The organism is Streptomyces sp. NBC_01116 (assembly GCF_041435495.1).
Lineage (GTDB): Bacteria > Actinomycetota > Actinomycetes > Streptomycetales > Streptomycetaceae > Streptomyces.
In genome coordinates this window covers 1,159,340-1,183,253 of the sequence record NZ_CP108644.1, presented here as the reverse complement: position 1 = coordinate 1,183,253, position 23,914 = coordinate 1,159,340, and the positions used below count along the sequence as shown (strand labels likewise).

Annotated in this window: 17 protein-coding genes, 3 rRNA genes and 1 riboswitch; of the genes, 16 read left to right on the top strand and 4 right to left on the bottom strand. The window is 67.3% G+C overall.

The window, feature by feature from the left end; translation table 11 throughout:
- Nucleotides 1-45 precede the first annotated feature (45 nt).
- The 13 genes from OG245_RS04980 to OG245_RS04920 all read left to right on the top strand — a co-directional run bounded on the left by OG245_RS04980 (nt 46) and on the right by OG245_RS04920 (nt 15,371).
- A 16S ribosomal RNA gene (locus tag OG245_RS04980) occupies nt 46-1,571 on the top strand.
- Nucleotides 1,572-1,874: 303 nt separating this feature from the next.
- Nucleotides 1,875-4,999, top strand: a 23S ribosomal RNA gene (locus OG245_RS04975).
- A 77-nt stretch (nt 5,000-5,076) separates the two neighbouring features.
- Nucleotides 5,077-5,193: ribosomal RNA gene (rrf, locus tag OG245_RS04970) — 5S ribosomal RNA — on the top strand.
- The 16S, 23S and 5S rRNA genes sit together here, the layout of an rRNA operon.
- A 150-nt stretch (nt 5,194-5,343) precedes the next feature.
- Nucleotides 5,344-5,952, top strand: coding sequence for a CDP-alcohol phosphatidyltransferase family protein (locus tag OG245_RS04965; RefSeq protein ID WP_018957757.1), 609 nt, complete (start codon nt 5,344-5,346; stop codon nt 5,950-5,952).
- A gap of 111 nt (nt 5,953-6,063) precedes the next feature.
- Nucleotides 6,064-8,559, top strand: a complete 2,496-nt coding sequence (locus OG245_RS04960; RefSeq protein WP_371622333.1) for a sugar phosphate nucleotidyltransferase — start codon at nt 6,064-6,066, stop codon at nt 8,557-8,559.
- 98 nt (nt 8,560-8,657) lie between these two features.
- Entirely contained in the window at nt 8,658-9,572 is a 915-nt protein-coding gene (locus OG245_RS04955; protein ID WP_371622332.1) for a DUF881 domain-containing protein, read from the top strand.
- Nucleotides 9,569-9,901, top strand: a complete 333-nt coding sequence (locus OG245_RS04950) for a small basic family protein (protein ID WP_003970459.1) — start codon at nt 9,569-9,571, stop codon at nt 9,899-9,901. The genes OG245_RS04955 and OG245_RS04950 overlap by 4 nt, the downstream gene beginning before the upstream one ends.
- Before the next feature lie 20 nt (nt 9,902-9,921).
- The gene (locus tag OG245_RS04945) at nt 9,922-10,731 is read left to right on the top strand and encodes a DUF881 domain-containing protein (RefSeq protein WP_371627809.1); all 810 of its coding nucleotides are present in this window, start codon (nt 9,922-9,924) and stop codon (nt 10,729-10,731) included.
- A 190-nt stretch (nt 10,732-10,921) separates the two neighbouring features.
- Nucleotides 10,922-11,701 carry an FHA domain-containing protein gene (locus tag OG245_RS04940; protein WP_371622331.1) on the top strand — a complete coding sequence of 260 codons (780 nt, stop codon included), beginning with the start codon at nt 10,922-10,924 and terminating at the stop codon, nt 11,699-11,701.
- A gap of 42 nt (nt 11,702-11,743) precedes the next feature.
- Nucleotides 11,744-12,487: a MerR family transcriptional regulator gene (locus OG245_RS04935; RefSeq protein ID WP_371622330.1), complete on the top strand. Its 744-nt coding sequence runs from the start codon at nt 11,744-11,746 to the stop codon at nt 12,485-12,487.
- A gap of 53 nt (nt 12,488-12,540) precedes the next feature.
- Nucleotides 12,541-13,014 carry a bifunctional nuclease family protein gene (locus OG245_RS04930; RefSeq protein WP_006123076.1) on the top strand — a complete coding sequence of 158 codons (474 nt, stop codon included), beginning with the start codon at nt 12,541-12,543 and terminating at the stop codon, nt 13,012-13,014.
- A gap of 168 nt (nt 13,015-13,182) precedes the next feature.
- Nucleotides 13,183-13,809 carry a MerR family transcriptional regulator gene (locus OG245_RS04925; RefSeq protein WP_371622329.1) on the top strand — a complete coding sequence of 209 codons (627 nt, stop codon included), beginning with the start codon at nt 13,183-13,185 and terminating at the stop codon, nt 13,807-13,809.
- Nucleotides 13,810-13,910: 101 nt separating this feature from the next.
- Nucleotides 13,911-15,371 (top strand): DNA polymerase IV, encoded by a 1,461-nt coding sequence (locus OG245_RS04920; protein ID WP_371622328.1) that lies wholly within the window; start codon nt 13,911-13,913, stop codon nt 15,369-15,371.
- Here OG245_RS04920 and OG245_RS04915 read toward each other — a convergent pair.
- Nucleotides 15,293-15,664 carry a PRC-barrel domain-containing protein gene (locus tag OG245_RS04915; protein ID WP_371622327.1) on the bottom strand — a complete coding sequence of 124 codons (372 nt, stop codon included), beginning with the start codon at nt 15,662-15,664 and terminating at the stop codon, nt 15,293-15,295. The two genes, OG245_RS04920 and OG245_RS04915, sit on opposite strands and share 79 nt — an antisense overlap.
- Before the next feature lie 132 nt (nt 15,665-15,796).
- A riboswitch (glycine riboswitch) is annotated at nt 15,797-15,894 on the top strand.
- Nucleotides 15,895-16,087: 193 nt separating this feature from the next.
- Between OG245_RS04915 and gcvP the strand changes: the two genes are divergently transcribed.
- A complete protein-coding gene (gcvP, locus tag OG245_RS04910) occupies nt 16,088-18,973 on the top strand; it encodes an aminomethyl-transferring glycine dehydrogenase (RefSeq protein ID WP_371622326.1) in 2,886 nt (961 codons plus the stop codon).
- A gap of 103 nt (nt 18,974-19,076) precedes the next feature.
- Here gcvP and OG245_RS04905 read toward each other — a convergent pair whose 3' ends face one another.
- Nucleotides 19,077-19,280 (bottom strand): DUF5999 family protein, encoded by a 204-nt coding sequence (locus OG245_RS04905; RefSeq protein ID WP_371622325.1) that lies wholly within the window; start codon nt 19,278-19,280, stop codon nt 19,077-19,079.
- A gap of 329 nt (nt 19,281-19,609) precedes the next feature.
- On the bottom strand, nt 19,610-20,194 hold the full coding sequence (locus OG245_RS04900; RefSeq protein WP_371622324.1) for a hypothetical protein: 585 nt from the start codon (nt 20,192-20,194) through the stop codon (nt 19,610-19,612).
- Between the two features lie 484 nt (nt 20,195-20,678).
- On the opposite strand from OG245_RS04900, the gene OG245_RS04895 reads away from it, so the two are divergent.
- Nucleotides 20,679-22,184 (top strand): glutamate--cysteine ligase, encoded by a 1,506-nt coding sequence (locus tag OG245_RS04895; protein ID WP_371622323.1) that lies wholly within the window; start codon nt 20,679-20,681, stop codon nt 22,182-22,184.
- A 54-nt stretch (nt 22,185-22,238) separates the two neighbouring features.
- Here OG245_RS04895 and OG245_RS04890 read toward each other — a convergent pair whose 3' ends face one another.
- Entirely contained in the window at nt 22,239-22,592 is a 354-nt protein-coding gene (locus OG245_RS04890) for a hypothetical protein (protein ID WP_371622322.1), read from the bottom strand.
- 529 nt (nt 22,593-23,121) lie between these two features.
- Here OG245_RS04890 and OG245_RS04885 point away from each other — a divergent pair.
- Nucleotides 23,122-23,901 (top strand): CPBP family intramembrane glutamic endopeptidase, encoded by a 780-nt coding sequence (locus OG245_RS04885; protein ID WP_371622321.1) that lies wholly within the window; start codon nt 23,122-23,124, stop codon nt 23,899-23,901.
- Nucleotides 23,902-23,914 lie beyond the last annotated feature (13 nt).

Genomic DNA, 23,914 nt, shown 5'->3' with positions numbered 1-23,914 from the left:
GGTTGTTCCGCTCTCGTGATGTGTGCACCCGATTACGGGTAAACATTCACGGAGAGTTTGATCCTGGCTCAGGACGAACGCTGGCGGCGTGCTTAACACATGCAAGTCGAACGATGAAGCCTTTCGGGGTGGATTAGTGGCGAACGGGTGAGTAACACGTGGGCAATCTGCCCTTCACTCTGGGACAAGCCCTGGAAACGGGGTCTAATACCGGATAACACTCTGTCCCGCATGGGACGGGGTTAAAAGCTCCGGCGGTGAAGGATGAGCCCGCGGCCTATCAGCTTGTTGGTGGGGTAATGGCCTACCAAGGCGACGACGGGTAGCCGGCCTGAGAGGGCGACCGGCCACACTGGGACTGAGACACGGCCCAGACTCCTACGGGAGGCAGCAGTGGGGAATATTGCACAATGGGCGAAAGCCTGATGCAGCGACGCCGCGTGAGGGATGACGGCCTTCGGGTTGTAAACCTCTTTCAGCAGGGAAGAAGCGAAAGTGACGGTACCTGCAGAAGAAGCGCCGGCTAACTACGTGCCAGCAGCCGCGGTAATACGTAGGGCGCAAGCGTTGTCCGGAATTATTGGGCGTAAAGAGCTCGTAGGCGGCTTGTCACGTCGGATGTGAAAGCCCGGGGCTTAACCCCGGGTCTGCATTCGATACGGGCTAGCTAGAGTGTGGTAGGGGAGATCGGAATTCCTGGTGTAGCGGTGAAATGCGCAGATATCAGGAGGAACACCGGTGGCGAAGGCGGATCTCTGGGCCATTACTGACGCTGAGGAGCGAAAGCGTGGGGAGCGAACAGGATTAGATACCCTGGTAGTCCACGCCGTAAACGTTGGGAACTAGGTGTTGGCGACATTCCACGTCGTCGGTGCCGCAGCTAACGCATTAAGTTCCCCGCCTGGGGAGTACGGCCGCAAGGCTAAAACTCAAAGGAATTGACGGGGGCCCGCACAAGCAGCGGAGCATGTGGCTTAATTCGACGCAACGCGAAGAACCTTACCAAGGCTTGACATATACCGGAAAGCATCAGAGATGGTGCCCCCCTTGTGGTCGGTATACAGGTGGTGCATGGCTGTCGTCAGCTCGTGTCGTGAGATGTTGGGTTAAGTCCCGCAACGAGCGCAACCCTTGTTCTGTGTTGCCAGCATGCCCTTCGGGGTGATGGGGACTCACAGGAGACTGCCGGGGTCAACTCGGAGGAAGGTGGGGACGACGTCAAGTCATCATGCCCCTTATGTCTTGGGCTGCACACGTGCTACAATGGCCGGTACAATGAGCTGCGATGCCGCGAGGCGGAGCGAATCTCAAAAAGCCGGTCTCAGTTCGGATTGGGGTCTGCAACTCGACCCCATGAAGTCGGAGTTGCTAGTAATCGCAGATCAGCATTGCTGCGGTGAATACGTTCCCGGGCCTTGTACACACCGCCCGTCACGTCACGAAAGTCGGTAACACCCGAAGCCGGTGGCCCAACCCCTTGTGGGAGGGAGCTGTCGAAGGTGGGACTGGCGATTGGGACGAAGTCGTAACAAGGTAGCCGTACCGGAAGGTGCGGCTGGATCACCTCCTTTCTAAGGAGCACTTCTTACCAGGTTCGCTTGGTCAGAGGCCAGTACACCGGCGAATGTTCGGTGCTGGTTGCTCATGGGTGGAACGTTGACTATTCGGCACGATGAGCACGGTTTCGTGAGTACTGCTTCGGCGTGGAAAACGGGAACGGGTTGGTCGTGTCGGGCACGTTGTTGGGTATCTGAGGGTACGGGCTCGTTTGAGTCTGTCCTTCGGTTGCCGGCCCCAGTGAACTCGCCCTTAGGGGTGGGGTGATGGGTGGCTGGTCGTTGTTTGAGAACTGCACAGTGGACGCGAGCATCTGTGGCCAAGTTTTTAAGGGCGCACGGTGGATGCCTTGGCACCAGGAACCGATGAAGGACGTGGGAGGCCACGATAGTCCCCGGGGAGCTGTCAACCAAGCTTTGATCCGGGGGTTTCCGAATGGGGAAACCCGGCAGTCGTCATGGGCTGTCACCCGCTGCTGAACACATAGGCAGTGTGGAGGGAACGAGGGGAAGTGAAACATCTCAGTACCCTCAGGAAGAGAAAACAACCGTGATTCCGGGAGTAGTGGCGAGCGAAACTGGATGAGGCCAAACCGTATGCGTGTGATACCCGGCAGGGGTTGCGCATGCGGGGTTGTGGGATCTCTCTTTCACAGTCTGCCGGCTGTGGGACGAGTCAGAAACCGTTGATGTAGGCGAAGGACATGCGAAAGGTCCGGCGTAGAGGGTAAGACCCCCGTAGCTGAAACATCAACGGCTCGTTTGAGAGACACCCAAGTAGCACGGGGCCCGAGAAATCCCGTGTGAATCTGGCGGGACCACCCGCTAAGCCTAAATATTCCCTGGTGACCGATAGCGGATAGTACCGTGAGGGAATGGTGAAAAGTACCGCGGGAGCGGAGTGAAATAGTACCTGAAACCGTGTGCCTACAAGCCGTGGGAGCGTCGCTGTATGTGCTTGCACATGCAGTCGTGACTGCGTGCCTTTTGAAGAATGAGCCTGCGAGTTAGCGGTGTGTAGCGAGGTTAACCCGTGTGGGGAAGCCGTAGCGAAAGCGAGTCCGAACAGGGCGATTGAGTTGCACGCTCTAGACCCGAAGCGGAGTGATCTAGCCATGGGCAGGTTGAAGCGGAGGTAAGACTTCGTGGAGGACCGAACCCACCAGGGTTGAAAACCTGGGGGATGACCTGTGGTTAGGGGTGAAAGGCCAATCAAACTCCGTGATAGCTGGTTCTCCCCGAAATGCATTTAGGTGCAGCGTCGTGTGTTTCTTGCCGGAGGTAGAGCACTGGATAGGCGATGGGCCCTACCGGGTTACTGACCTTAGCCAAACTCCGAATGCCGGTAAGTGAGAGCGCGGCAGTGAGACTGTGGGGGATAAGCTCCATGGTCGAGAGGGAAACAGCCCAGAGCATCGACTAAGGCCCCTAAGCGTACGCTAAGTGGGAAAGGATGTGGAGTCGCAGAGACAACCAGGAGGTTGGCTTAGAAGCAGCCACCCTTGAAAGAGTGCGTAATAGCTCACTGGTCAAGTGATTCCGCGCCGACAATGTAGCGGGGCTCAAGCGTACCGCCGAAGTCGTGTCATTCGTACATATATCCCCAACGGGAGTACGGATGGGTAGGGGAGCGTCGTGTGCCGGGTGAAGCAGCCGCGGAAGCGAGTTGTGGACGGTTCACGAGTGAGAATGCAGGCATGAGTAGCGATACACACGTGAGAAACGTGTGCGCCGATTGACTAAGGGTTCCTGGGTCAAGCTGATCTGCCCAGGGTAAGTCGGGACCTAAGGCGAGGCCGACAGGCGTAGTCGATGGACAACCGGTTGATATTCCGGTACCCGCTTTGAAACGCCCAGTACTGAATCAGGCGATGCTAAGTCCGTGAAGCCGGCCCGATCTCTTCGGAGTTGAGGGTAGTGGTGGAGCCGATGAACCAGACTTGTAGTAGGTAAGCGATGGGGTGACGCAGGAAGGTAGTCCAGCCCGGGCGGTGGTTGTCCCGGGGTAAGGGTGTAGCCCGTGTGGTAGGCAAATCCGTCACACGTTAAGGGTGAGACCTGATGCCGAGCCGATTGTGGTGAAGTGGATGATCCTATGCTGTCGAGAAAAGCCTCTAGCGAGTTTCATGGCGGCCCGTACCCTAAACCGACTCAGGTGGTCAGGTAGAGAATACCGAGGCGTTCGGGTGAACTATGGTTAAGGAACTCGGCAAAATGCCCCCGTAACTTCGGGAGAAGGGGGGCCATCACTGGTGATAGCACTTGCTGCTTGAGCTGGGGGTGGCCGCAGAGACCAGCGAGAAGCGACTGTTTACTAAAAACACAGGTCCGTGCGAAGCCGTAAGGCGATGTATACGGACTGACGCCTGCCCGGTGCTGGAACGTTAAGGGGACCGGTTAGCTGCCTTTCGGGGTGGCGAAGCTGAGAACTTAAGCGCCAGTAAACGGCGGTGGTAACTATAACCATCCTAAGGTAGCGAAATTCCTTGTCGGGTAAGTTCCGACCTGCACGAATGGCGTAACGACTTCTCGACTGTCTCAACCATAGGCCCGGTGAAATTGCACTACGAGTAAAGATGCTCGTTTCGCGCAGCAGGACGGAAAGACCCCGGGACCTTTACTATAGTTTGATATTGGTGTTCGGTTCGGCTTGTGTAGGATAGGTGGGAGACTTTGAAGCGGCCACGCCAGTGGTTGTGGAGTCGTCGTTGAAATACCACTCTGGTCGTGCTGGATGTCTAACCTGGGTCCGTGATCCGGATCAGGGACAGTGTCTGATGGGTAGTTTAACTGGGGCGGTTGCCTCCTAAAGAGTAACGGAGGCGCCCAAAGGTTCCCTCAGCCTGGTTGGCAATCAGGTGTTGAGTGTAAGTGCACAAGGGAGCTTGACTGTGAGACCGACGGGTCGAGCAGGGACGAAAGTCGGGACTAGTGATCCGGCAGTGGCTTGTGGAAGCGCTGTCGCTCAACGGATAAAAGGTACCCCGGGGATAACAGGCTGATCTTCCCCAAGAGTCCATATCGACGGGATGGTTTGGCACCTCGATGTCGGCTCGTCGCATCCTGGGGCTGGAGTCGGTCCCAAGGGTTGGGCTGTTCGCCCATTAAAGCGGTACGCGAGCTGGGTTTAGAACGTCGTGAGACAGTTCGGTCCCTATCCGCTGTGCGCGTAGGAATATTGAGAAGGGCTGTCCCTAGTACGAGAGGACCGGGACGGACGAACCTCTGGTGTGCCAGTTGTCCTGCCAAGGGCATGGCTGGTTGGCTACGTTCGGAAAGGATAACCGCTGAAAGCATCTAAGCGGGAAGCCTGCTTCGAGATGAGTATTCCCACCCTCTTGAAGGGTTAAGGCTCCCAGTAGACGACTGGGTTGATAGGCCAGATGTGGAAGCCCTGTAAGGGGTGGAGCTGACTGGTACTAATAGGCCGAGGGCTTGTCCTCAGTTGCTCGCGTCCACTGTGTTAGTTCTGAAATAACGAACGGCCGTGTTTTTCCGGTGTTGGTTAATTTCATAGTGTTTCGGTGGTCATTGCGTTAGGGAAACGCCCGGTTACATTCCGAACCCGGAAGCTAAGCCTTTCAGCGCCGATGGTACTGCAGGGGGGACCCTGTGGGAGAGTAGGACGCCGCCGAACAATTTTTCCGGGAAAGCCCCGCACCTTTTGGTGCGGGGCTTTCCTGCGTTCCGGGACCGTCTTCGACCTCCACCCCCGTGCGCCGGACGGGGGAAGCTGAGGGTAGGGTCAGGGGGCATCATTGGCACGTTCTTCACAGGAGGCCCCCGGGTGGAGGTCCAGGAGACTCGGGTCCAGACGGACCGGGTCCTCACCATCCCCAACATCCTCAGCATGGCTCGCCTTGTCGGGGTACCGCTCTTCCTGTGGCTGATTCTTCGCCCCGTGTTCGGAGGGCCCAACAGCGACAACTGGGCGCTGCTGGTACTGATGCTCAGTGGCATCAGCGACTACCTCGACGGGAAGCTCGCCCGCAAGTGGAACCAGATCAGCAGCCTCGGCCGGCTCCTGGACCCGGCGGCTGACCGCCTCTACATCCTTTCCACCCTTGTGGGCCTCACCTGGCGGGAGATCCTGCCCCTCTGGGTCACCGCGGCGCTTCTCGCCCGGGAGCTGATGCTCCTGGTGATGGTGGCCATCCTGCGACGCCACGGCTATCCGCCCCCGCAGGTGAACTTCCTCGGAAAAGCTGCAACCTTCAACCTGATGTACGCGTTCCCCTTGTTGCTGCTCAGCGACGGGAGTGGTTGGCTGGCCACACTGGCCGCCGTTTTCGGATGGGCGTTCGCAGGATGGGGTACAACGCTCTATTGGTGGGCAGGAATCCTCTATGTGGTTCAGGTCCGCCGGATCGTGAAGGCGGACGCAGTAGCCGATTGAGCTCGTTGATGCGGTGCCGCGCAGTGTGGCCGGCCCGCGGCAGACAGTGTGAATGATGCCCGACGGGCGATCTCGGCTAACCGTCGTCTCTTTTAGGAGGACGTTTCCGACATGAAGGCCGTCGTGATGGCTGGCGGCGAGGGCACACGCCTTCGCCCCATGACCTCGAGCATGCCCAAGCCGCTCCTGCCCGTGGCCAACAGGCCGATCATGGAGCACGTCCTGCGGCTGCTCAAGCGGCATGGGCTCAGCGAAACCGTAGTGACCGTCCAGTTCCTCGCGTCCCTCGTCAAGAATTACTTCGGGGACGGCGAGGAGCTCGGGATGGAGCTCACCTATGCCAACGAGGAGAAGCCACTCGGCACCGCGGGCAGCGTGAAGAACGCCGAAGAGGCGTTGAAGGACGACACGTTCCTCGTCATTTCCGGTGACGCGCTCACCGACTTCGACCTCACCGACCTCATCGCGTTCCACAAGGAAAAGGGCGGCCTCGTCACGGTCTGCCTGACCAGGGTTCCCAATCCGCTGGAATTCGGGATCACCATCGTGGACGAGGACGGCCAGGTCGAGCGGTTCCTGGAGAAGCCGACCTGGGGACAGGTCTTCTCGGACACCGTGAACACGGGCATCTACGTCATGGAGCCCGAAGTATTCGACTACGTCCAGGCCGACACCTCGGTCGACTGGTCCGGTGACGTCTTCCCTCAGCTGATGAAGGAGGGCAAGCCCATCTACGGCTATATCGCCGAGGGCTACTGGGAAGACGTGGGCACCCACGAGAGCTATGTGAAGGCGCAGGCGGACGTCCTGGAGCGCAAGGTCGACGTGGAGCTCGACGGCTTCGAGATCTCGCCCGGCGTATGGGTCGCCGAAGGCGCCGAGGTCCACCCCGACGCCGTGCTGCGCGGGCCGCTCTACATCGGCGACTACGCCAAGGTCGAGGCGGACGTCGAGATCCGCGAGCACACGGTCGTGGGGTCGAACGTCGTCGTCAAGACGGGCGCCTTCCTCCACCGGGCCGTGGTGCACGACAACGTCTACATCGGGCAGCACAGCAACCTCCGGGGCTGCGTCGTCGGCAAGAACACCGACATCATGCGCGCGGCCCGGATCGAGGACGGCGCCGTCATCGGGGACGAATGCCTGGTCGGCGAGGAGTCGATCATCCAGGGCAACGTCCGGGTGTACCCGTTCAAGACGATCGAGGCCGGCGCGTTCGTCAACACCTCGGTGATCTGGGAGTCCCGCGGACAGGCGCACCTCTTCGGGGCGCGCGGGGTCTCCGGGATCCTGAACGTCGAGATCACCCCCGAACTGGCCGTACGGCTGGCCGGCGCCTACGCCACTACCCTGAAGAAGGGCTCGACGGTCACGACCGCACGTGACCACTCCCGAGGCGCCCGCGCCCTCAAGAGGGCCGTCATCTCGGCCCTCCAGGCCAGCGCCATCGACGTGCGGGACCTGGAGAACGTCCCCCTGCCCGTGGCGCGCCAGCAGACCGCCCGCGGCAGTGCCGGCGGCATCATGATCCGTACGTCGCCCGGAGTGCCCGACTCGGTGGACATCATGTTCATCGACGAGCGGGGCGCGGACCTCTCGCAGGCACAGCAGCGCAAGCTCGACCGCGTCTACGCGCGCCAGGAGTACCGCAGGGCCTTCCCCGGCGAGATCGGGGACCTGCACTTCCCGTCCAGCGTGTTCGACTCGTACACCGGCTCCCTCCTGCGGAACGTCGACGTCGACGGCATCGCGGACTCCGGCCTCAAGGTCGTCGTCGACGCCTCCAACGGCAGCGCCGGGCTCGTCCTGCCCAGCCTGCTCGGGCGGCTCGGCGTGGACGCGCTGACCATCAACCCCGGACTCGACGAGGCTCGGCCCACCGAGTCCGCCGACACCCGGCGGGCCGGTCTCGTACGGCTCGGGGAGATCGTGTCCTCCGCGCGGGCGGCCTTCGGAGTGCGGTTCGACCCGGTGGGCGAGCGGCTCTCCCTCGTCGACGAACTGGGCCGGATCATCGAGGACGACAGGGCCCTGCTGGTCCTCCTGGATCTCGTCGCCGCCGAGCGGCGCAGTGGTCGGGTCGCCCTGCCCGTCACGACCACACGCGTCGCCGAACAGGTGGCGGCCTACCACGGCACCCAGGTGGAGTGGACGACCACCTCGCCCGACGATCTGACCCGGGTGGGCCGTGAAGAGGACACCATCTTCGGAGGAGACGGGCGCGGAGGGTTCATCGTTCCCGAATTCAGCAGCGTCTTCGACGGGACCGCCGCCTTCGTCCGGCTGATCGGGCTCGTCGCGCGCACCCAGCTCACCCTGAGCCAGATCGACGCCCGGATTCCCCGGGCGCATGTCCTGCGCCGCGACCTCGCGACGCCCTGGGCCGTCAAGGGGCTCGTCATGCGCCGGGTCGTCGAAGCGGCCGGTGACCGCAGCGTGGACACCACGGACGGGGTCCGTGTGGTCGAGGCGGACGGACGGTGGATCATGGTCCTGCCCGACCGGGCGGAGGCCGTCACCCATCTGTGGGCGGAAGGCCCGGACGACGCCTCGGCCCAGGCACTGCTCGACGAGTGGGCCGCCGTGGTGGACAGCGCCGGAGAGTGACGCCATGACGGTGTGCCGCGACGCCCCGGCCCGGGGCGTCGCGGCACACCGGTGGGGCCATTCGGCGGCAGCCGTGATGACGTGCGACGATGTGCGGCATGTCGCAGCAGTCCCCCGATCGGAGCACCGCCTCGCCGCCCGCACGCCCCGACGCCTCCATGTCGCTGCTGAACAACGTGATGGACCACAGCCTCGACGACGGGTACGCGGAGGCGTCCGCGCGGCGCAGGGCCGACGGGAGCGCCGGGCTGCCCCGTACGCTCAAGTCGAAGCTCGGCCTGGCCGCCGGACTGGTGGTGGCCGCCCTCGTGGTCACCCTCGGTGCCGCGGAGGCGCGGATCTCCGCGCCGGTCGTCGCCAAGGAGCGCGAGGAGCTGATCGACCGCATCGACGCGGAGACGGAGGCCGCGGACACGCTGGAGTCCGAGGTCGACGAGCTCCGCACCGATGTGAGCGAACGTCAGCGCAAGGCACTTGAGCAGCACGGCGGGGACCAGGGGCAGCTGGTGGCGCTGCTGGCCGGAGCGACGCCGGTCGAGGGCCCGGGCGTGCAGTTGGTCGTCGACGACGCGAAGGACACCGACCAGGGTGGCGGAGGGCCCCGTGAGTCGACGGGCTTCGCCGACACCGGGCGGGTGCGCGACCGGGACATGCAGCGTGTCGTCAACGGCCTGTGGGAATCCGGGGCCGAGGCCATCGCCATCAATGGGCAGAGGCTGACGGCGCTGTCGGCCATCCGGGCCGCCGGCGACGCCATACTGGTCGACAACAGACCGCTCGTGCCGCCGTACACGGTGCTCGCGGTGGGCGACGGCAAGAAGCTCGCGACCGCCTTCCAGGACAGCGCCGACGGCCAGTACCTCCAGGCGCTCAAGGAGAGCTTCGACATCCGCACCAGCATCTCCGATCAGGCGAAGGTGCGGCTTCCGGCCGCGCCGAGCCTCATCGTCCGTACAGCAGAGCCGAAGGCCGCCGGCAGTGGTGCGGCAGACACAGGGAAGGGCACATCGTGATCGCCGTACTGGGCCTCGTCGTGGGAGTCGTGGTCGGACTGTTGGTCCGGCCCGAGGTACCGGCGGTGGTCGAGCCCTACCTGCCGATCGCGGTGGTCGCCGCGCTCGACGCCGTGTTCGGAGGTCTGCGGGCCATGCTCGACGGCATCTTCGTCGACAAGGTCTTCGTGGTCTCGTTCCTCTCCAACGTCGTGGTGGCCGCGCTGATCGTCTTCCTCGGCGACAAACTGGGTGTCGGCGCCCAGCTCTCCACCGGTGTGGTGGTCGTGCTGGGCATCCGGATCTTCTCCAACGCCGCCGCGATCCGCCGGCACGTCTTCCGGGCGTGAGGCCGATGAACAACGAGCCGATGAACAACGACGAGAATCCCCGCAGCGAACAGCCCGAGGGTGGCGCGTCCGTCGCCCCCGAGACTCCCGCGCCGCCGCCCGCCCCGGAGGTGACCGGTCGGCAGAGGCTCAAGGCCGGCCTGTGGCCGCCGCGGCTGAGCCGGGCCCAACTGATCGTCGCCGTGCTGCTGTTCGGGCTCGGCCTGGGGCTCGCCATCCAGGTGCGGTCCACCAGCGACGACAGCGCACTGCGTGGCGCCCGGCAGGAGGACCTGGTCCGTATCCTCGACGAGGTCGACGACCGGACCCAGCGTCTGGAGGACGAGAAGCAGCGGCTGGACGATCAGCGCACCGAGCTGGAGAACAGCTCCGACCAGGCCGAGGAGGCCCGGAAGCAGACGCTGGAGAAGGAACGCCAGCTCGGCATCCTCGCGGGCACCGTGGCGGCGCAGGGCCCCGGCATCACGCTGACGATCACCGACCCGTCGAGGGCGGTCGCGCCCGACATGCTGCTCGACGCCATCCAGGAACTGCGGGCGGCGGGTGCCGAGGCCATCCAGGTCAACGGGGTGCGGGTGGTGGCCAACACCTACTTCTCCGGGGACGCCGGGGACGTCCAGGTGGACGGGAAGAAGATCGAGGCACCGTACGAGTTCACGGTGATCGGCAAACCGCAGGATCTGGAGCCCGCCCTCAACATTCCCGGCGGTGTGATCCAGACGCTGGAGAAGGAGCAGGCCACGGTGCTCGTGGAGCGGTCCGACGACATCGTCGTCGACGCCTTGCGACCGGCGCAGCGGCCTGACTACGCTCGGTCGTCATCCCCGTGAGCCGGGGATGTGTGAGGGCCGCTGGAGCGGGTCGGACGGTTGCGGGGGGTCGGCGCACCGGATTGGTGGTGCGTGGTGGAAACTGTCGGGTGGATACGGACGTTGTGAAGATGTCCGGGTCGGCAGGTGTGTTCAATCAGGGTTCGTCCTGCCCCACGGGCGGGTCTATGTCGGTCAAGGGGAATCGCCCGTGAAGTTGTTTGCGAAGTTGTTCGGGAAGAGTGCACGCGAGGACAGCAACAGTGCTGCCCGCCACCGCGCGCCGCGCCACGGTCAGGGCGAGGAGCAGGAGGCGGAGCGTCCGCTCTTCCGTGACGAGGTGTCCGGCGCCCCGGGTGGTGACGGCGTGTCGTCTGTTGACCCTGCCGGTGCCGGACGCATAGGTTTCGGCGCACCATCAGCCTCGGGTGCGGGTGGAGGGTTCACCCCGGAGGGCTCGTCGATGCCGGTCTGTACGAGGTGCGGTCACCGCAACGCGGAGGCCAGCAGGTTCTGTTCCAACTGCGGCGCGCCGCTGCGGGGCGGTGTTCCCGAGCGTCCCTCGGAGACGACGTCCACCATCTCCATCTCCGGCCTCGAGGCGTACGAGGCGGAGGCGACGGGCCAGACGGCTCTGCCCTCGCTCTCCCCGGAGGCCCAGGCGGCGGTCGACGCGCTGCCCGGCGGATCGGCGCTGCTGGTCGTGCGGAGGGGCCCGAACTCCGGGAGCCGCTTCCTGCTCGACAGCGACCTGACCACGGCCGGCCGTCACCCGCAGAGCGACATCTTTCTCGATGACGTGACCGTGTCGCGGCGTCATGTGGAGTTCCGCAGGAGCCCGGACGGTAGCTTCACCGTGGGTGATGTCGGCAGCCTCAACGGCACCTACGTCAACCGTGAGCGCATCGATTCGGTCCAGCTGTCCAACGGCGACGAAGTCCAGATCGGAAAGTACCGCCTGGTCTTCTATGCGAGCCCGCGGGGCGTGTGACCAGCCCCCGGACTCCGTCCGGGGGGACCCCGAGGAAGGCCCATGCTGCGAACACCGACAGGCGGTGCCGGACACGGCACCGCCACCGCGGAAGCGCGCCCGATGAGCATCGGTACGGTGCTCATCCAGCTGCGCGACGAGTTTCCCGAAGTCACCATCTCCAAGATCCGGTTCCTGGAGGCCGAGGGGCTCATCGAGCCGCAGCGCACTCCTTCCGGATACCGGAAGTTCGCCCCGCGTGATGTGGAGCGCCTGGCCCAGGTGCTCCGCATGCAGCGGGACCACTACCTGCCGCTGAAGGTCATCCGGGAGCACCTGGACGCCCTGGCCCGGGGCGAGCAGCCCACTCTGCCCTCGCCCGGCGAGCGGCGGGACCTCGCCGACGGGGTGTGGGAGACCGGCCCCGGGACCGCGACCGCCGCCAGGATCGGGCGGGCCGAGCTGCTCGCGGCCGCCGAGGTCGACGAGGACCGGCTGGCCGAGTGGGAGTCCTACGGGCTCATCGTCCCCGTACCCGAGGGCGGCTACGACGCCGAGATGGTGACGGTCGCCAAGCTGGTGGCGGACCTGGGGCGTTTCGGTCTGGAACCGCGTCATCTTCGGGCCATGCGGGCCTCCGCGGACCGCGAGGCGGGGCTGGTGGAGCAGCTGGTCGCGCCCTTGCGCCGGCACCGTAATCCGCAGACCAGAGCCCATGCGGAGGCCACCGCGAACGAGCTCGCCGAGCTGTCCGTACGGCTGCACGCCGCACTCGTGCAGAGCGCTCTGCGCAGCCGTCTGCACTGACCTCGGCCGAGCCCGACTACCCAAACATGGCGAGCACGTCCTAGGGTTGCTGTGTGAACGAGCTCGACGTTGTCGGTGTCCGGGTGGAAATGCCCTCCAACCAACCGATCGTTCTCCTGCGTGAAGTGGGAGGCGACCGGTACCTCCCCATTTGGATCGGTCCGGGGGAGGCGACCGCGATTGCCTTCGCCCAGCAGGGCATGGCTCCCGCCAGGCCGCTGACCCATGACCTGTTCAAGGATGTGCTCGAGGCCGTGGGCCAGGAGCTCACCGAGGTCCGCATCACGGACCTCCGCGAAGGGGTCTTCTACGCGGAGCTCGTCTTCGCCAGCGGAGTGGAGGTGAGCGCCCGGCCCTCCGACGCCATAGCGCTCGCCCTGCGGACCGGCACGCCGATCTACGGCAGTGACGGCGTGCTGGACGACGCGGGCATCGCGATCCCCGACGAGCAGGAGGACGAGGTGGAGAAGTTCCGCGAATTCCTCGACCAGATCTCTCCGGAGGACTTCGGTACGAACAGTCAGTGACCGTCCCGCAGGGGTGCTGTCAGCGCATCCGACAAGCCTTTCCCGGAAACGAGACACGGGAAACCACCCTCAGGGTGATTATCACTCGGCGTGCCGAGTGTGGCGATCGTTGACGCACCCCGAGTGACTGCCTACCTTCGAGTGGGCAGGTCAAGGACGGAGGTCGGCGTGAGAAGCAGCGGCGACGGTACGGCGGCGGGTGGGCCGTATCCGCAGCACGGCAGTGGAGCCGACCACGCCATCAGGCAGCCGGTTCCACCGGCAGCGGTGGCAGCGGGCGGCGTGGCAGCGGCGAGCGGTGCCGACGACATCGGCTATCGCGGACCGACGGCGTGCGCGGCGGCGGGGATCACCTACCGCCAGTTGGACTACTGGGCCCGTACGGGACTGGTCGAGCCCAGTGTGCGGCCGGCCTACGGGTCGGGGACCCAGCGTCTCTACAGTTTCCGGGACGTGGTTCTGCTCAAGATCGTCAAGCGTTTCCTGGATACCGGGGTCGCCCTGCAGAACATCCGCACCACGGTCCAGCATCTGCGGGCCCGCGGTTTCCAGGATCTTGAGCGCATGACGCTGATGAGCGACGGGGCCACGGTCTACGAGTGCTCCTCGCCCGACGAGGTCGTCAGCCTGCTCCAGGGCGGGCAGGGAATCTTCGGGATCGCCGTCGGCGTCGTCTGGCGGGACGTGGAGGCGGCGCTCTCGCAGCTGCACGGCGAGCGGGTCGACACCGGCGAGACGCTCGTCGGCCACAACCCCGCCGACGAGCTCGCACGGCGCCGGAACCGCGCCGTCTGACCGCCCCGGACGGACGGCACGAACACGACGACGGGACGGTCCGGCACCCCACGGGGCGCCGGACCGTCCCGTTGTCAGTGCCGTAGGGCAGCATCGACGGTGTGAGACCCGCGCCCACCATCCTTCACCTGGACATGGACGCCTTCTACGCGTCGGCGGAGCAGGCGGCCAAGCCGAGCCTGCGCGGCAAGGCGGTCGTGGTGGGCGGCCTCGGACCTCGCGGAGTGGTCGCCACCGCCTCGTACGAGGCCCGGCGCCTGGGCGTGCACTCGGCGATGCCCACCGCCCAGGCCCGGCGGCTCGCACCGAACGCCGCCTACCTGGTGCCGCGCTTCTCGCTGTACCGGGCGGTGAGCGACCAGGTGATGGAGCTCCTGGGGCGGCTGTCGCCCCTGGTGGAGCCGCTCAGCCTGGACGAGGCCTTCGTGGACCTGGAGGCCGGCGGGACGGCCGACGACGCGGCGTCGGCCCGTGCGACGGGTGAGGGGCTGCGGGTGGCGATCCGCGCGGTGACCGGCCTCAGCGGATCCGTCGGACTGGCCGGTTCCAAGATGCTCGCCAAGATCGCCTCCGAGGAGGCCAAGCCGGACGGGCTGCTGCTCATCGAGCCGGGCACCGAGCGCGAGCTGCTCGCTCCCATGTCGGTGCGCACCCTGCCGGGGGTCGGACCGGCCACCGGCGACCATCTCAGACGCGCCGGGATGACCACGGTCCACGACCTGGCCGAGGCGGGCGAGGCGGAGCTGGTACGGCTGGTCGGCAAGGCCCACGGCCACGGGCTCTACCGGATGGCGCTGGGGCTCGACGACCGGCCGGTGGTCGCCGAGCGGGACGCCAAGTCCGTATCGGTGGAGGACACCTTCGACGTGGACCTGCACGACCGGGTGCGGGTGCGGGCCGAGGTGGAGCGGCTGGCGGTCCGGTGTGTGGAGCGGCTGCGCGCCGCCGACCGTTCGGGGCGCACGGTGGTCCTGAAGGTGCGCCGCTACGACTTCTCCACGCTGACCCGCTCCGAGACGCTCAGAGGCCCCACGGACGACCCCACGGTGGTCCGTGAGGCGGCGGGGCGGCTGCTGGAGTCCGTCGACACCACGGGCGGCGTACGGCTGCTGGGCGTCGGCGTGACGGGGCTGGCCGACTACACCCAGGAGGACCTGTTCGCCCAGGCCGCCGACGCCCGGGAGCTCGCCCGGCGGGTCGAGGCGGAGGACCGGGCGGCACCTGTGGAGGGCGGCGGGGGGAACGCGCCGGCGGAGCCCGAGCCGGAGGGCGCGGAGCTGCTCGCCGCGCGGCTCTGGCCCGCCGGGCACGACGTGCGCCACGAGGAGCACGGGCACGGTTGGGTGCAGGGGAGCGGCGTGGGCCGGGTCACCGTCCGGTTCGAGGAGCCGTGGAGCGCACCCGGCCGGGTGCTGACGTTCCGCGTCGACGATCCGCTGCTGCGGCCCGCCGACCCGCTGCCGCTCGTCCGTGACGCGGCCGACTACTCCTCCTGGCCCGCCAGCCTGCCGAAGTCCCGGTCGCGCGCCGGCTCTCCGGGCGACGAGGAGTCCAGCCCGTAATGGCGGTAGAGCTGCAGTTCCTGCTCGGGCGAGAGATGCCGGCCGACGCCGAAGTCCGGCGCGCCCTTGATCAACGCGCGGTCGAAGGGGACGCGCAGCGCGTCCTCGACGAATTCGCTGGGCTCCAGGGGGACGAAGGCGTCCCTGCTGAACAGGCCGGTGCGGACGGCCGCCCACTCGGGCACACCCGTCGCGTCGTCGAGATAGACCTCATCCACCGTTCCGATCTTGGCGCCCTTGCGATCGAATGCCTTGCGGCCGATCAGGCGGCGCGGATCGATATCGGTCTGCACGGTGCCTCCCACTGGTCGCAGCTGCTCAGGGTGGACGCTGCCGCTCCACCAGCACCACACAAGTGCAGATCCGTGGCGTCGGCCACTCGAGGATTGCCGCACGGTGGCCGCTGGTAGGCTGACAGTGGCTGCTGACCCCGTGCGGGAGAGTCCTCCGGTGCAGAATCCGGAGGCGCCGAAGGAGCAACTCCTCCCCGGAATCTCTCAGGCCCCCGTACCGCACGGACGAGGTCACTCTGGAAAGCAGGGCGATTCCGTGCGGGCGCAGGCCCAGGCGGACTCGACCCTCACCGACGGTGAAAGTCGGCACGCCCCCGGGCGGGCCGGTGAAGCTCTCAGGTTGAGATGACAGAGGGGGAGGCCGTTCGGGCACCCGCGCCGTGGTGCCCCTCGCAGGTCGTGACAGACCAGGAGGCCTCCACCATGACCCCCCGTCGCACTCCGCTCTCCCAGCTGGAGCAGGGCATTCCGTTCGAGCAGCGCCACATAGGGCCCGACGCCGGAGCCCAGGCGAAGATGCTCGCCCAGGTCGGCTACGGCTCCCTCGACGAGCTCACCGCCGCCGCGGTGCCCGACGTGATCAAGAGCGCGGAGGCCCTGAACCTTCCGTCGGCGCGCACCGAGGCGGAGGTCCTGGCCGAGCTGCGGTCGCTGGCCGACCGCAACGAGGTGCTGGCCCCGATGATCGGCCTCGGCTACTACGGCACCTTCACGCCGCCCGTCATCCTGCGCAACGTCATGGAGAACCCCGCCTGGTACACGGCCTACACCCCGTACCAGCCGGAGATCTCCCAGGGCCGCCTGGAGGCCCTCCTCAACTTCCAGACGATGGTCGCCGAGCTGACCGGGCTGCCCACCTCCGGCGCCTCGCTGCTCGACGAGGGCACCGCGGCCGCCGAGGCGATGGCCCTCGCCCGGCGCGTCGGCAAGGTCAAGAAGGGCGTCTTCCTGGTCGACGCCGACACCCTGCCGCAGACCGTCGCGGTGATCGAGACCCGCGCCGAGCCCACCGGCGTCGAGGTCGTCGTCGCCGACCTGAGCGACGGCATCCCCGCCGAGATCGCCGAGCGCGGCGTCTTCGGCGTGCTGCTCCAGTACCCGGGCGCCTCCGGCGCCGTGCGTGCCATCGAGCCCGTGATCGAGCAGGCCCACGGGCTCGGCGCGATCGTCACCGTCGCCGCCGACCTGCTGGCCCTCACGCTCCTCACCTCGCCCGGCGCGCTCGGCGCGGACATCGCGGTCGGCACCACCCAGCGCTTCGGCGTCCCGATGGGCTTCGGTGGTCCGCACGCGGGCTTCATGGCGGTCCGCGAGAAGTTCGCCCGCTCCCTGCCCGGCCGCCTCGTCGGCGTCTCCGTCGACGCCGACGGCAACAAGGCCTACCGCCTGGCCCTCCAGACCCGCGAGCAGCACATCCGTCGCGAGAAGGCCACCAGCAACATCTGTACCGCGCAGGTCCTGCTCGCCGTGATGGCCGGGATGTACGCGGTCTACCACGGCCCCGACGGGCTGCGGACGATCGCCCGGCGCACCCACCGCTTCGCCGCGATCCTGGCCGACGGCCTCCGGAGCGCCGGCGCCGACGTCGTGCACGGCGCGTTCTTCGACACCCTGACCGTGCGGGTGCCCGGCAAGGCCGCCGGCATCGTCGCGGACGCCCGGCAGCGCGGGGTCAACCTCCGCCTCGTCGACGCCGACCAGGTCTCCATCGCCTGCGACGAGACCACCACCCGTGCGCAGGTCTCCGCCGTCTGGGCGGCCTTCGGCGCCGAGGGCGACATCGAGGCGCTGGACGCGACGGTCGCCGACACGCTGCCCGAGGGCCTGCTGCGCTCCGACGACATCCTGACCCACCCGGTCTTCCACCAGCACCGCTCCGAGACCGCGATGCTGCGCTACCTGCGCAGGCTCGCCGACCGTGACTACGCGCTGGACCGCGGCATGATCCCGCTCGGCTCCTGCACCATGAAGCTGAACGCGACCGCCGAGATGGAGTCGATCACCTGGCCCGAGTTCGGCGCGCTGCACCCCTTCGCCCCGGCCGAGCAGGCGCAGGGCTTCCTCACCCTCATCCGTGAGCTGGAGGAGCGCCTCGCCGAGGTCACCGGCTACGACGCGGTGTCCCTCCAGCCCAACGCCGGTTCCCAGGGCGAGTTCGCGGGTCTGCTGGCGGTCCGCGCCTACCACCGCGCCAACGGCGACGACCAGCGGACCGTCTGCCTCATCCCGTCCTCCGCGCACGGCACCAACGCCGCCAGCGCCGTCATGGCGGGCATGAAGGTCGTCGTGGTGAAGACCGCCGACGACGGCGAGGTCGACATCGCGGACCTGCGGGCCAAGATCGAGCTGCACCGCGACGAGCTGGCCGTGCTCATGATCACCTACCCGTCCACGCACGGGGTGTTCGAGGAGCACGTCGCCGACATCTGCGGCGAGGTGCACGACGCGGGCGGCCAGGTCTACGTCGACGGGGCCAACCTCAACGCGCTGGTCGGGCTGGCCAAGCCCGGCAAGTTCGGCGGCGACGTCTCGCACCTGAACCTGCACAAGACCTTCTGCATCCCGCACGGCGGCGGCGGCCCCGGCGTCGGCCCGGTCGGCGTCCGCGCTCACCTCGCCCCGTACCTGCCCAACCACCCCCTCCAGCCCGCCGCGGGCCCGGAGACCGGTGTGGGCCCGATCTCGGCCGCCCCGTGGGGCTCGGCGGGCATTCTGCCGATCTCGTGGGCGTACGTCCGCCTGATGGGCGGCGAGGGCCTCAAGCGGGCCACTCAGGTCGCCGTGCTGGCCGCGAACTACATCGCCAAGCGCCTGGAACCGCACTTCCCGATCCTGTACAACGGCCCGGCCGGTCTGGTCGCGCACGAGTGCATCGTGGACCTGCGCCCGATCTCCAAGGCGACCGGCGTCTCCATCGACGACGTGGCCAAGCGCCTGATCGACTACGGTTTCCACTCGCCGACCATGTCGTTCCCGGTGGCCGGCACGCTGATGATCGAGCCGACGGAGAGCGAGAACCTCGCGGAGCTCGACCGGTTCTGCGACACCATGATCGCGATCCGTACCGAGATCGAGAAGGTCGCCTCGGGGGAGTGGAGCGAGGACGACAACCCGCTGCGCAACGCCCCGCACACCGCGGCCGCGCTCGGCGGCGACTGGGACCACGGCTACAGCCGCGAGGAGGCCGTCTTCCCGGCCGGAGTGTCCGCCGCGGACAAGTACTGGCCGCCGGTGCGCCGCATCGACGGGGCCTTCGGCGACCGGAACCTGGTCTGCTCCTGCCCCCCGCTGGACGCGTACGACGACTGAGACGGACCGCGGGTGGGCGTGCGCCGTGAGCGGTGCACGCCGGACATGCGTCGGGGCCGGTGCGGAGATCTCTCCGGGCCGGCCCCTGTTCGTTCGCCCGTCCTCAGGCGGCCTTCACCACGCCGGCCGCCAGTGGCCGGTGCGGGGCGATGATCTGCCCGTCGGGCAGCAGTTCGCCGGTGTCCTCGAAGAGCAGGACGCCGTTGCACAAGAGGCTCCAACCCTGCTCGGGATGGTGGGCCGTCAGGCGGGCGGCCTCCCGGTCGGGTGAATCGGCGGTGGGGCAGGGTGGCTGGTGCTGGCACATGGATGGGTTCTTTCGCTGCGTCGAGTCGAGTGTCCTGCGGCTGGATGAGGTGTTCATGGCCGCCCCCCGTATCAGTCGGTCCGGTCCCAGTGTTGCCCTACGGGGAAGATTCCGCAGGGATTTCGCTGCAGCACCCGTACTCCTCCCATGACGCATCACCCGCGCGGACGGTTCACCGCAATTGCACTGTCCCTTTGGGTGGTTCGGGGTGGCCGGATGGAGCTAGTCCGAGTGGGCAGCAGAGCGCCCCCGCAGTGACCCCTTCCCCGCCCGGAGTTCGGGCGGGGTCAGGATCGCCGCGGGGGCGCTCTGCCGGGGCGGCGCTCCGGTCAGGCGGAGCTGAGGAGCGGGCCGGGGGTCACGCGCAGCGAGATGACGGGCAGCAGGTCGGCGACCCGGTGCGGGCGGTGGGCGGCGATGCCCGGCGGGGCCGGCGCCAGCGGCACCAGGACGTCCGTCGGCAGGAGCACCCCGCCGGCGGGATCGGCCTCGGTGTCGCCGTGCAGCCAGAGGGTGAGCATGTACAGCTCCGGGATGGACAGCAGCCGGGCCTGGCAGGCGGTGGCCGACGCCTCCGCCTGCCGGACCGCCAGCTCGGTCGAGGCGAGGTAGGGCCCCTCGAAGAAGTGCGAGAAGGTCCAGCCGTCGGGGGTGAGCACGGTGTCCGCCGCGGCGACCGCGCGGCCCTCGCTACGGATCAGGAAACGCCAGGCCGCCAGGCGTGTCAGCGGTGCGGTCCCGGTGGGCGCGATCCGGTCCAGCACATGTACGGGAAGCGGTAGTTCGGGGCTCGGCGGTCCCTGGACGGACCGGAGAGCGGACGTGCGGGCCTCGCGGACGGCGGTGGGAGAACCGAGGGCCGCGAGAACACTGCGCAGGGCGGGCGCGGGAGCCGGGGGAACATGCAGCGGCATAGTGGGACGCCTCTCACTTCGGAGACACGGTGACGCTTGGGCGGGTGCAGACGGCGCTGTCGGCATGTGGGCCTGAGACGGCCGGTGACGGGCGAGTCGTATCAACTCTCTGCCTCGTTGAGCGGAGTTTATATGACGCGTGTTCACATAGTGTTTCCACTAGCGGTCGGAGATATGCCGCGCAAGGCCTCATCCGGCCTTCGAGTCGCGGTATTCCGGGTGATTTGATCTGCCGTCCACGGCCCCGACCTGGCACCCTTCGGGCGGAGCGGTCGGCCGAAACTCGTCGGCGTTTTCGTCGTGCATACTCCGATCGAATATGTGGAGGACCGTATGCCACCGGAATGTGCCCCAGGTCTCCTTCAACCATACTATCGGGTATCGGAGTGTCGTGGGGGCGTTACGGATCACTCCCGCTGGGCATTATCGATCGTGATGCGAGCGGCCTGGGCCGCGGGCCGCCCACTGGAGGAAGGACCCCTCGATGGGGGAGAAGGTCGTGGCGGAAGCCGTTGACCTGTCCAGTCGACAGGCGTACCGAACCAAGCTCAACCAGTGCCTGGAGGGGCTGGGCAGACTCCTGGCGGAGCGGAGGTTCGACCGTCCGCGGAACCTGATGGGGCTGGAGATAGAGCTGAATCTCGCGGGTTCCGACGGGATGCCCCGGATGATGAATCAGCAAGTGCTCCAGCGCATCGCGAGCCGCGATTTCCAGACCGAACTGGGGATGTTCAATCTCGAAGTGAATATCGTCCCGCACCGTCTCGGCGGCCGGGTATTCGATCAGCTCGCGGAGGAGTTGCGGACCGGCCTCGCCTATGCCCACCGCAAGGCGGGGGAGGTGGACGCCGGGATCGTGATGATCGGAATCCTGCCCACGCTGGGAGAGCACGACGTGGTGTCCGCGAATCTCTCGGACGTGGACCGCTACACCCTGCTCAACGATCAAATGGCGGCCGCCCGGGGGGAGGATTTCCTCCTGGATATCGAAGGCGTCGAGCGATTGGTCTGCACCTCGCCCTCCATCGCCCCGGAATCGGCCTGCACCTCGGTGCAGCTGCACCTCCAGGTGACGCCGGCCCGGTTCGCCGACGTGTGGAACGCCGCCCAGGCGATCACGGGTGTCCAGATCGCGCTGGGCGCCAACGCCCCCTTCCTCTTCGGCAAGGAGCTGTGGCGGGAGTCCCGGCCGCCGCTCTTCCAGCAGGCCACCGACGTACGGCCGCCGGAGGTGGCGAACCAGGGCGTGCGCCCCAGGACCTGGTTCGGGGAGCGCTGGATCGGCTCCGCCCGCGAGCTCTTCGAGGAGAACCTGCGCTACTTCCCGCCGCTGCTGCCGATCTGCGACGACGAGGATCCCCTGAAGGTGCTGGACGAGGGCGGGGTGCCCGAGCTGGCCGAGCTGGTGCTGCACAACGGCACCGTCTACCGCTGGAACCGCCCGGTGTACGGGATCGCCGACGGCGTTCCCCATCTGCGGGTGGAGAACCGCGTGCTGCCCGCCGGGCCGACGGTCACCGATGTGATCGCCAACGCCGCCTTCTACTACGGACTCGTACGGGCGCTCGCCGAGGAGTCGCGGCCGGTGTGGAGCAGGCTGCCGTTCGAGGCCGCCGAGGAGAACTTCACCGAGGCCTGCCGGCACGGCATCGAGGCCGAGCTGCTCTGGCCGCGGTCGGGCCGCGCCGGCGGGCTGGCCAGGATCCCGGCCGTACAGCTGGTGCTGGAGGAACTGCTGCCGCTGGCCGCCGCGGGGCTGGACGCCTGGCACATCGAACCGGCCGACCGGGACCGCTACCTCGGGGTGATCGAGGAGCGCTGCAGACGGCGCGTCAACGGGGCGTCCTGGCAGGTGGCCACGTACCGCCGGGCCCTGGGCGCCGGACTGGGGCGGGACGCGGCGCTCGCGGCCACCACGCGCCGCTACGCCGAGCTGATGCACGCGGGGGAGCCGGTCCACACCTGGCCGGTGGGCTTCCCGGCGCCCTGAGGCAGGCGTGGAGCCGGGCGTCGGCGACGGGCCCGGCTCCGGCTCCCGGCCCGGTCACTCCCGCGCGGCGATCCCGTACTGCCCCGCCGCCACGATGGCCTGGAGGATCACCGCCTGGATCTCGGCCGGGTCACTCACCTCGTAGCCGTCGCCGGTGACCCGCGCGATCTCCGCGACCTCGTCGCGGTCCGCGTCCGGGCCCACCGCGATCGCGATGACCGGGACGGGGCGCTCCGGGTCGCGGAGCGCCTTGAGCTCCGCGACGAGCCCGCTCCGCGTGATGCTCCGCTCGTCCTGGTTCGAGCCGTCGGTGAGGATCACCAGGGCGTTGAACTTGCCCTTCCGATACGCCGACCGGGCTTCCTCGTAGGCGGTCGGGCAGCCAGACCTGGAAGTCGGGCTCCACATCGCCCGCCGCGAGGGATTCGGCGACCTCGTGCGAGTCGCGGGCCAGCACCTCCACGGCAAGGCAGCGGCCGTCGATTCTCATCTCGTCCGCCGGGGCCCGTTCGGCTATGGAGCGAACAGCGGGGGCGATGTCCGGGGAGGCCACCAGGGCCAGACGCACGGCCGGGTCCTCGCAGGACCGGGAGAACGACAGCAGACCGGCCTTGGCCGCCACGGCCGTTCCCGTCGCCACGGTGAGGACGAGGAGGGTGGCGATGGCGACCGTGCGGCGCCGGCGCCGGGGGGCTGGGGAGGTCCCGGGGTCCTTCCGCCGCGTGGCTGTCGGGCAAGCTATGACGTCCCATGCCGGTGGCGCCCCTCGTTGAGGATGAAACAAGGAAAAGGGGGACCGCACCATCAGTGATGGTGGTCGTCCCCCGGCCTGTCGCGCATGATCTTCGTACCTCTATTCGAGACCCTAGTGCGGCGGTCGGTGGGATAAGACGTGATTGCAGAACAAAAGGCAGGTGTACAGGTGGAGGCCGGGCGCGTGGCTGATTCTTTTCCCCAAGAGGCCGTGTCACGAAGGATCCTGCGGTCCGAGGTGGTGCTGGTCCTGGCGCTCTCGCTGGGCGCCAGCGCGGTGTCCGCCCTTATCAGTTTTGTCGGATCGCTGACGAAACCCGGAGGTTTGAAGGATCAGGCGGCGACGCTCAACGGCTCGTACGCGCCGGGCCGCCCATGGCTTGATCTGTCATGGCAAATGTTCGGAATCGCAACGGCTCTGGTGCCGGTCGCGCTGGTCGCACACCTGCTGATCCGGGAAGGAGCGGGGCTGCGGGCCATCGGGTTCGACCGCACGAAGCCCTGGTTCGACCTCGGCCGGGGAACCCTGGTCGCGGCCGGCATCGGCAGCGCCGGCCTCGCCTTCTACCTGGTGGCCCGCGCCACCGGATTCAACCTGACGGTCGTTCCCGAGTCCCTGCCCGAGGTCTGGTGGAAGTTCCCCGTACTGATCCTCTCGGCGATCCAGAACTCCGTGGTGGAGGAGGTCATCGTCGTCGGGTACCTGTTGCGCAGGCTCGGGCAGTTGGGCTGGACGCCGATGGCCGCGCTGGTGGCGAGCTCCGTGCTGCGCGGGTCGTACCACCTGTACCAGGGCATCGGCGGCTTCATCGGCAACGTGGTGATGGGCGTCGTCTTCGTGCTGCTCTACCGGCGGTGGGGCCGGGTGGGTCCGCTGGTCGTCGCGCACGCGCTCCTGGACATCGGGGCGTTCGTCGGATACGCCCTGCTCGCGGGCCGGGTCGACTGGCTGCCGACGCCCTGAGCGGGGCGCTGTC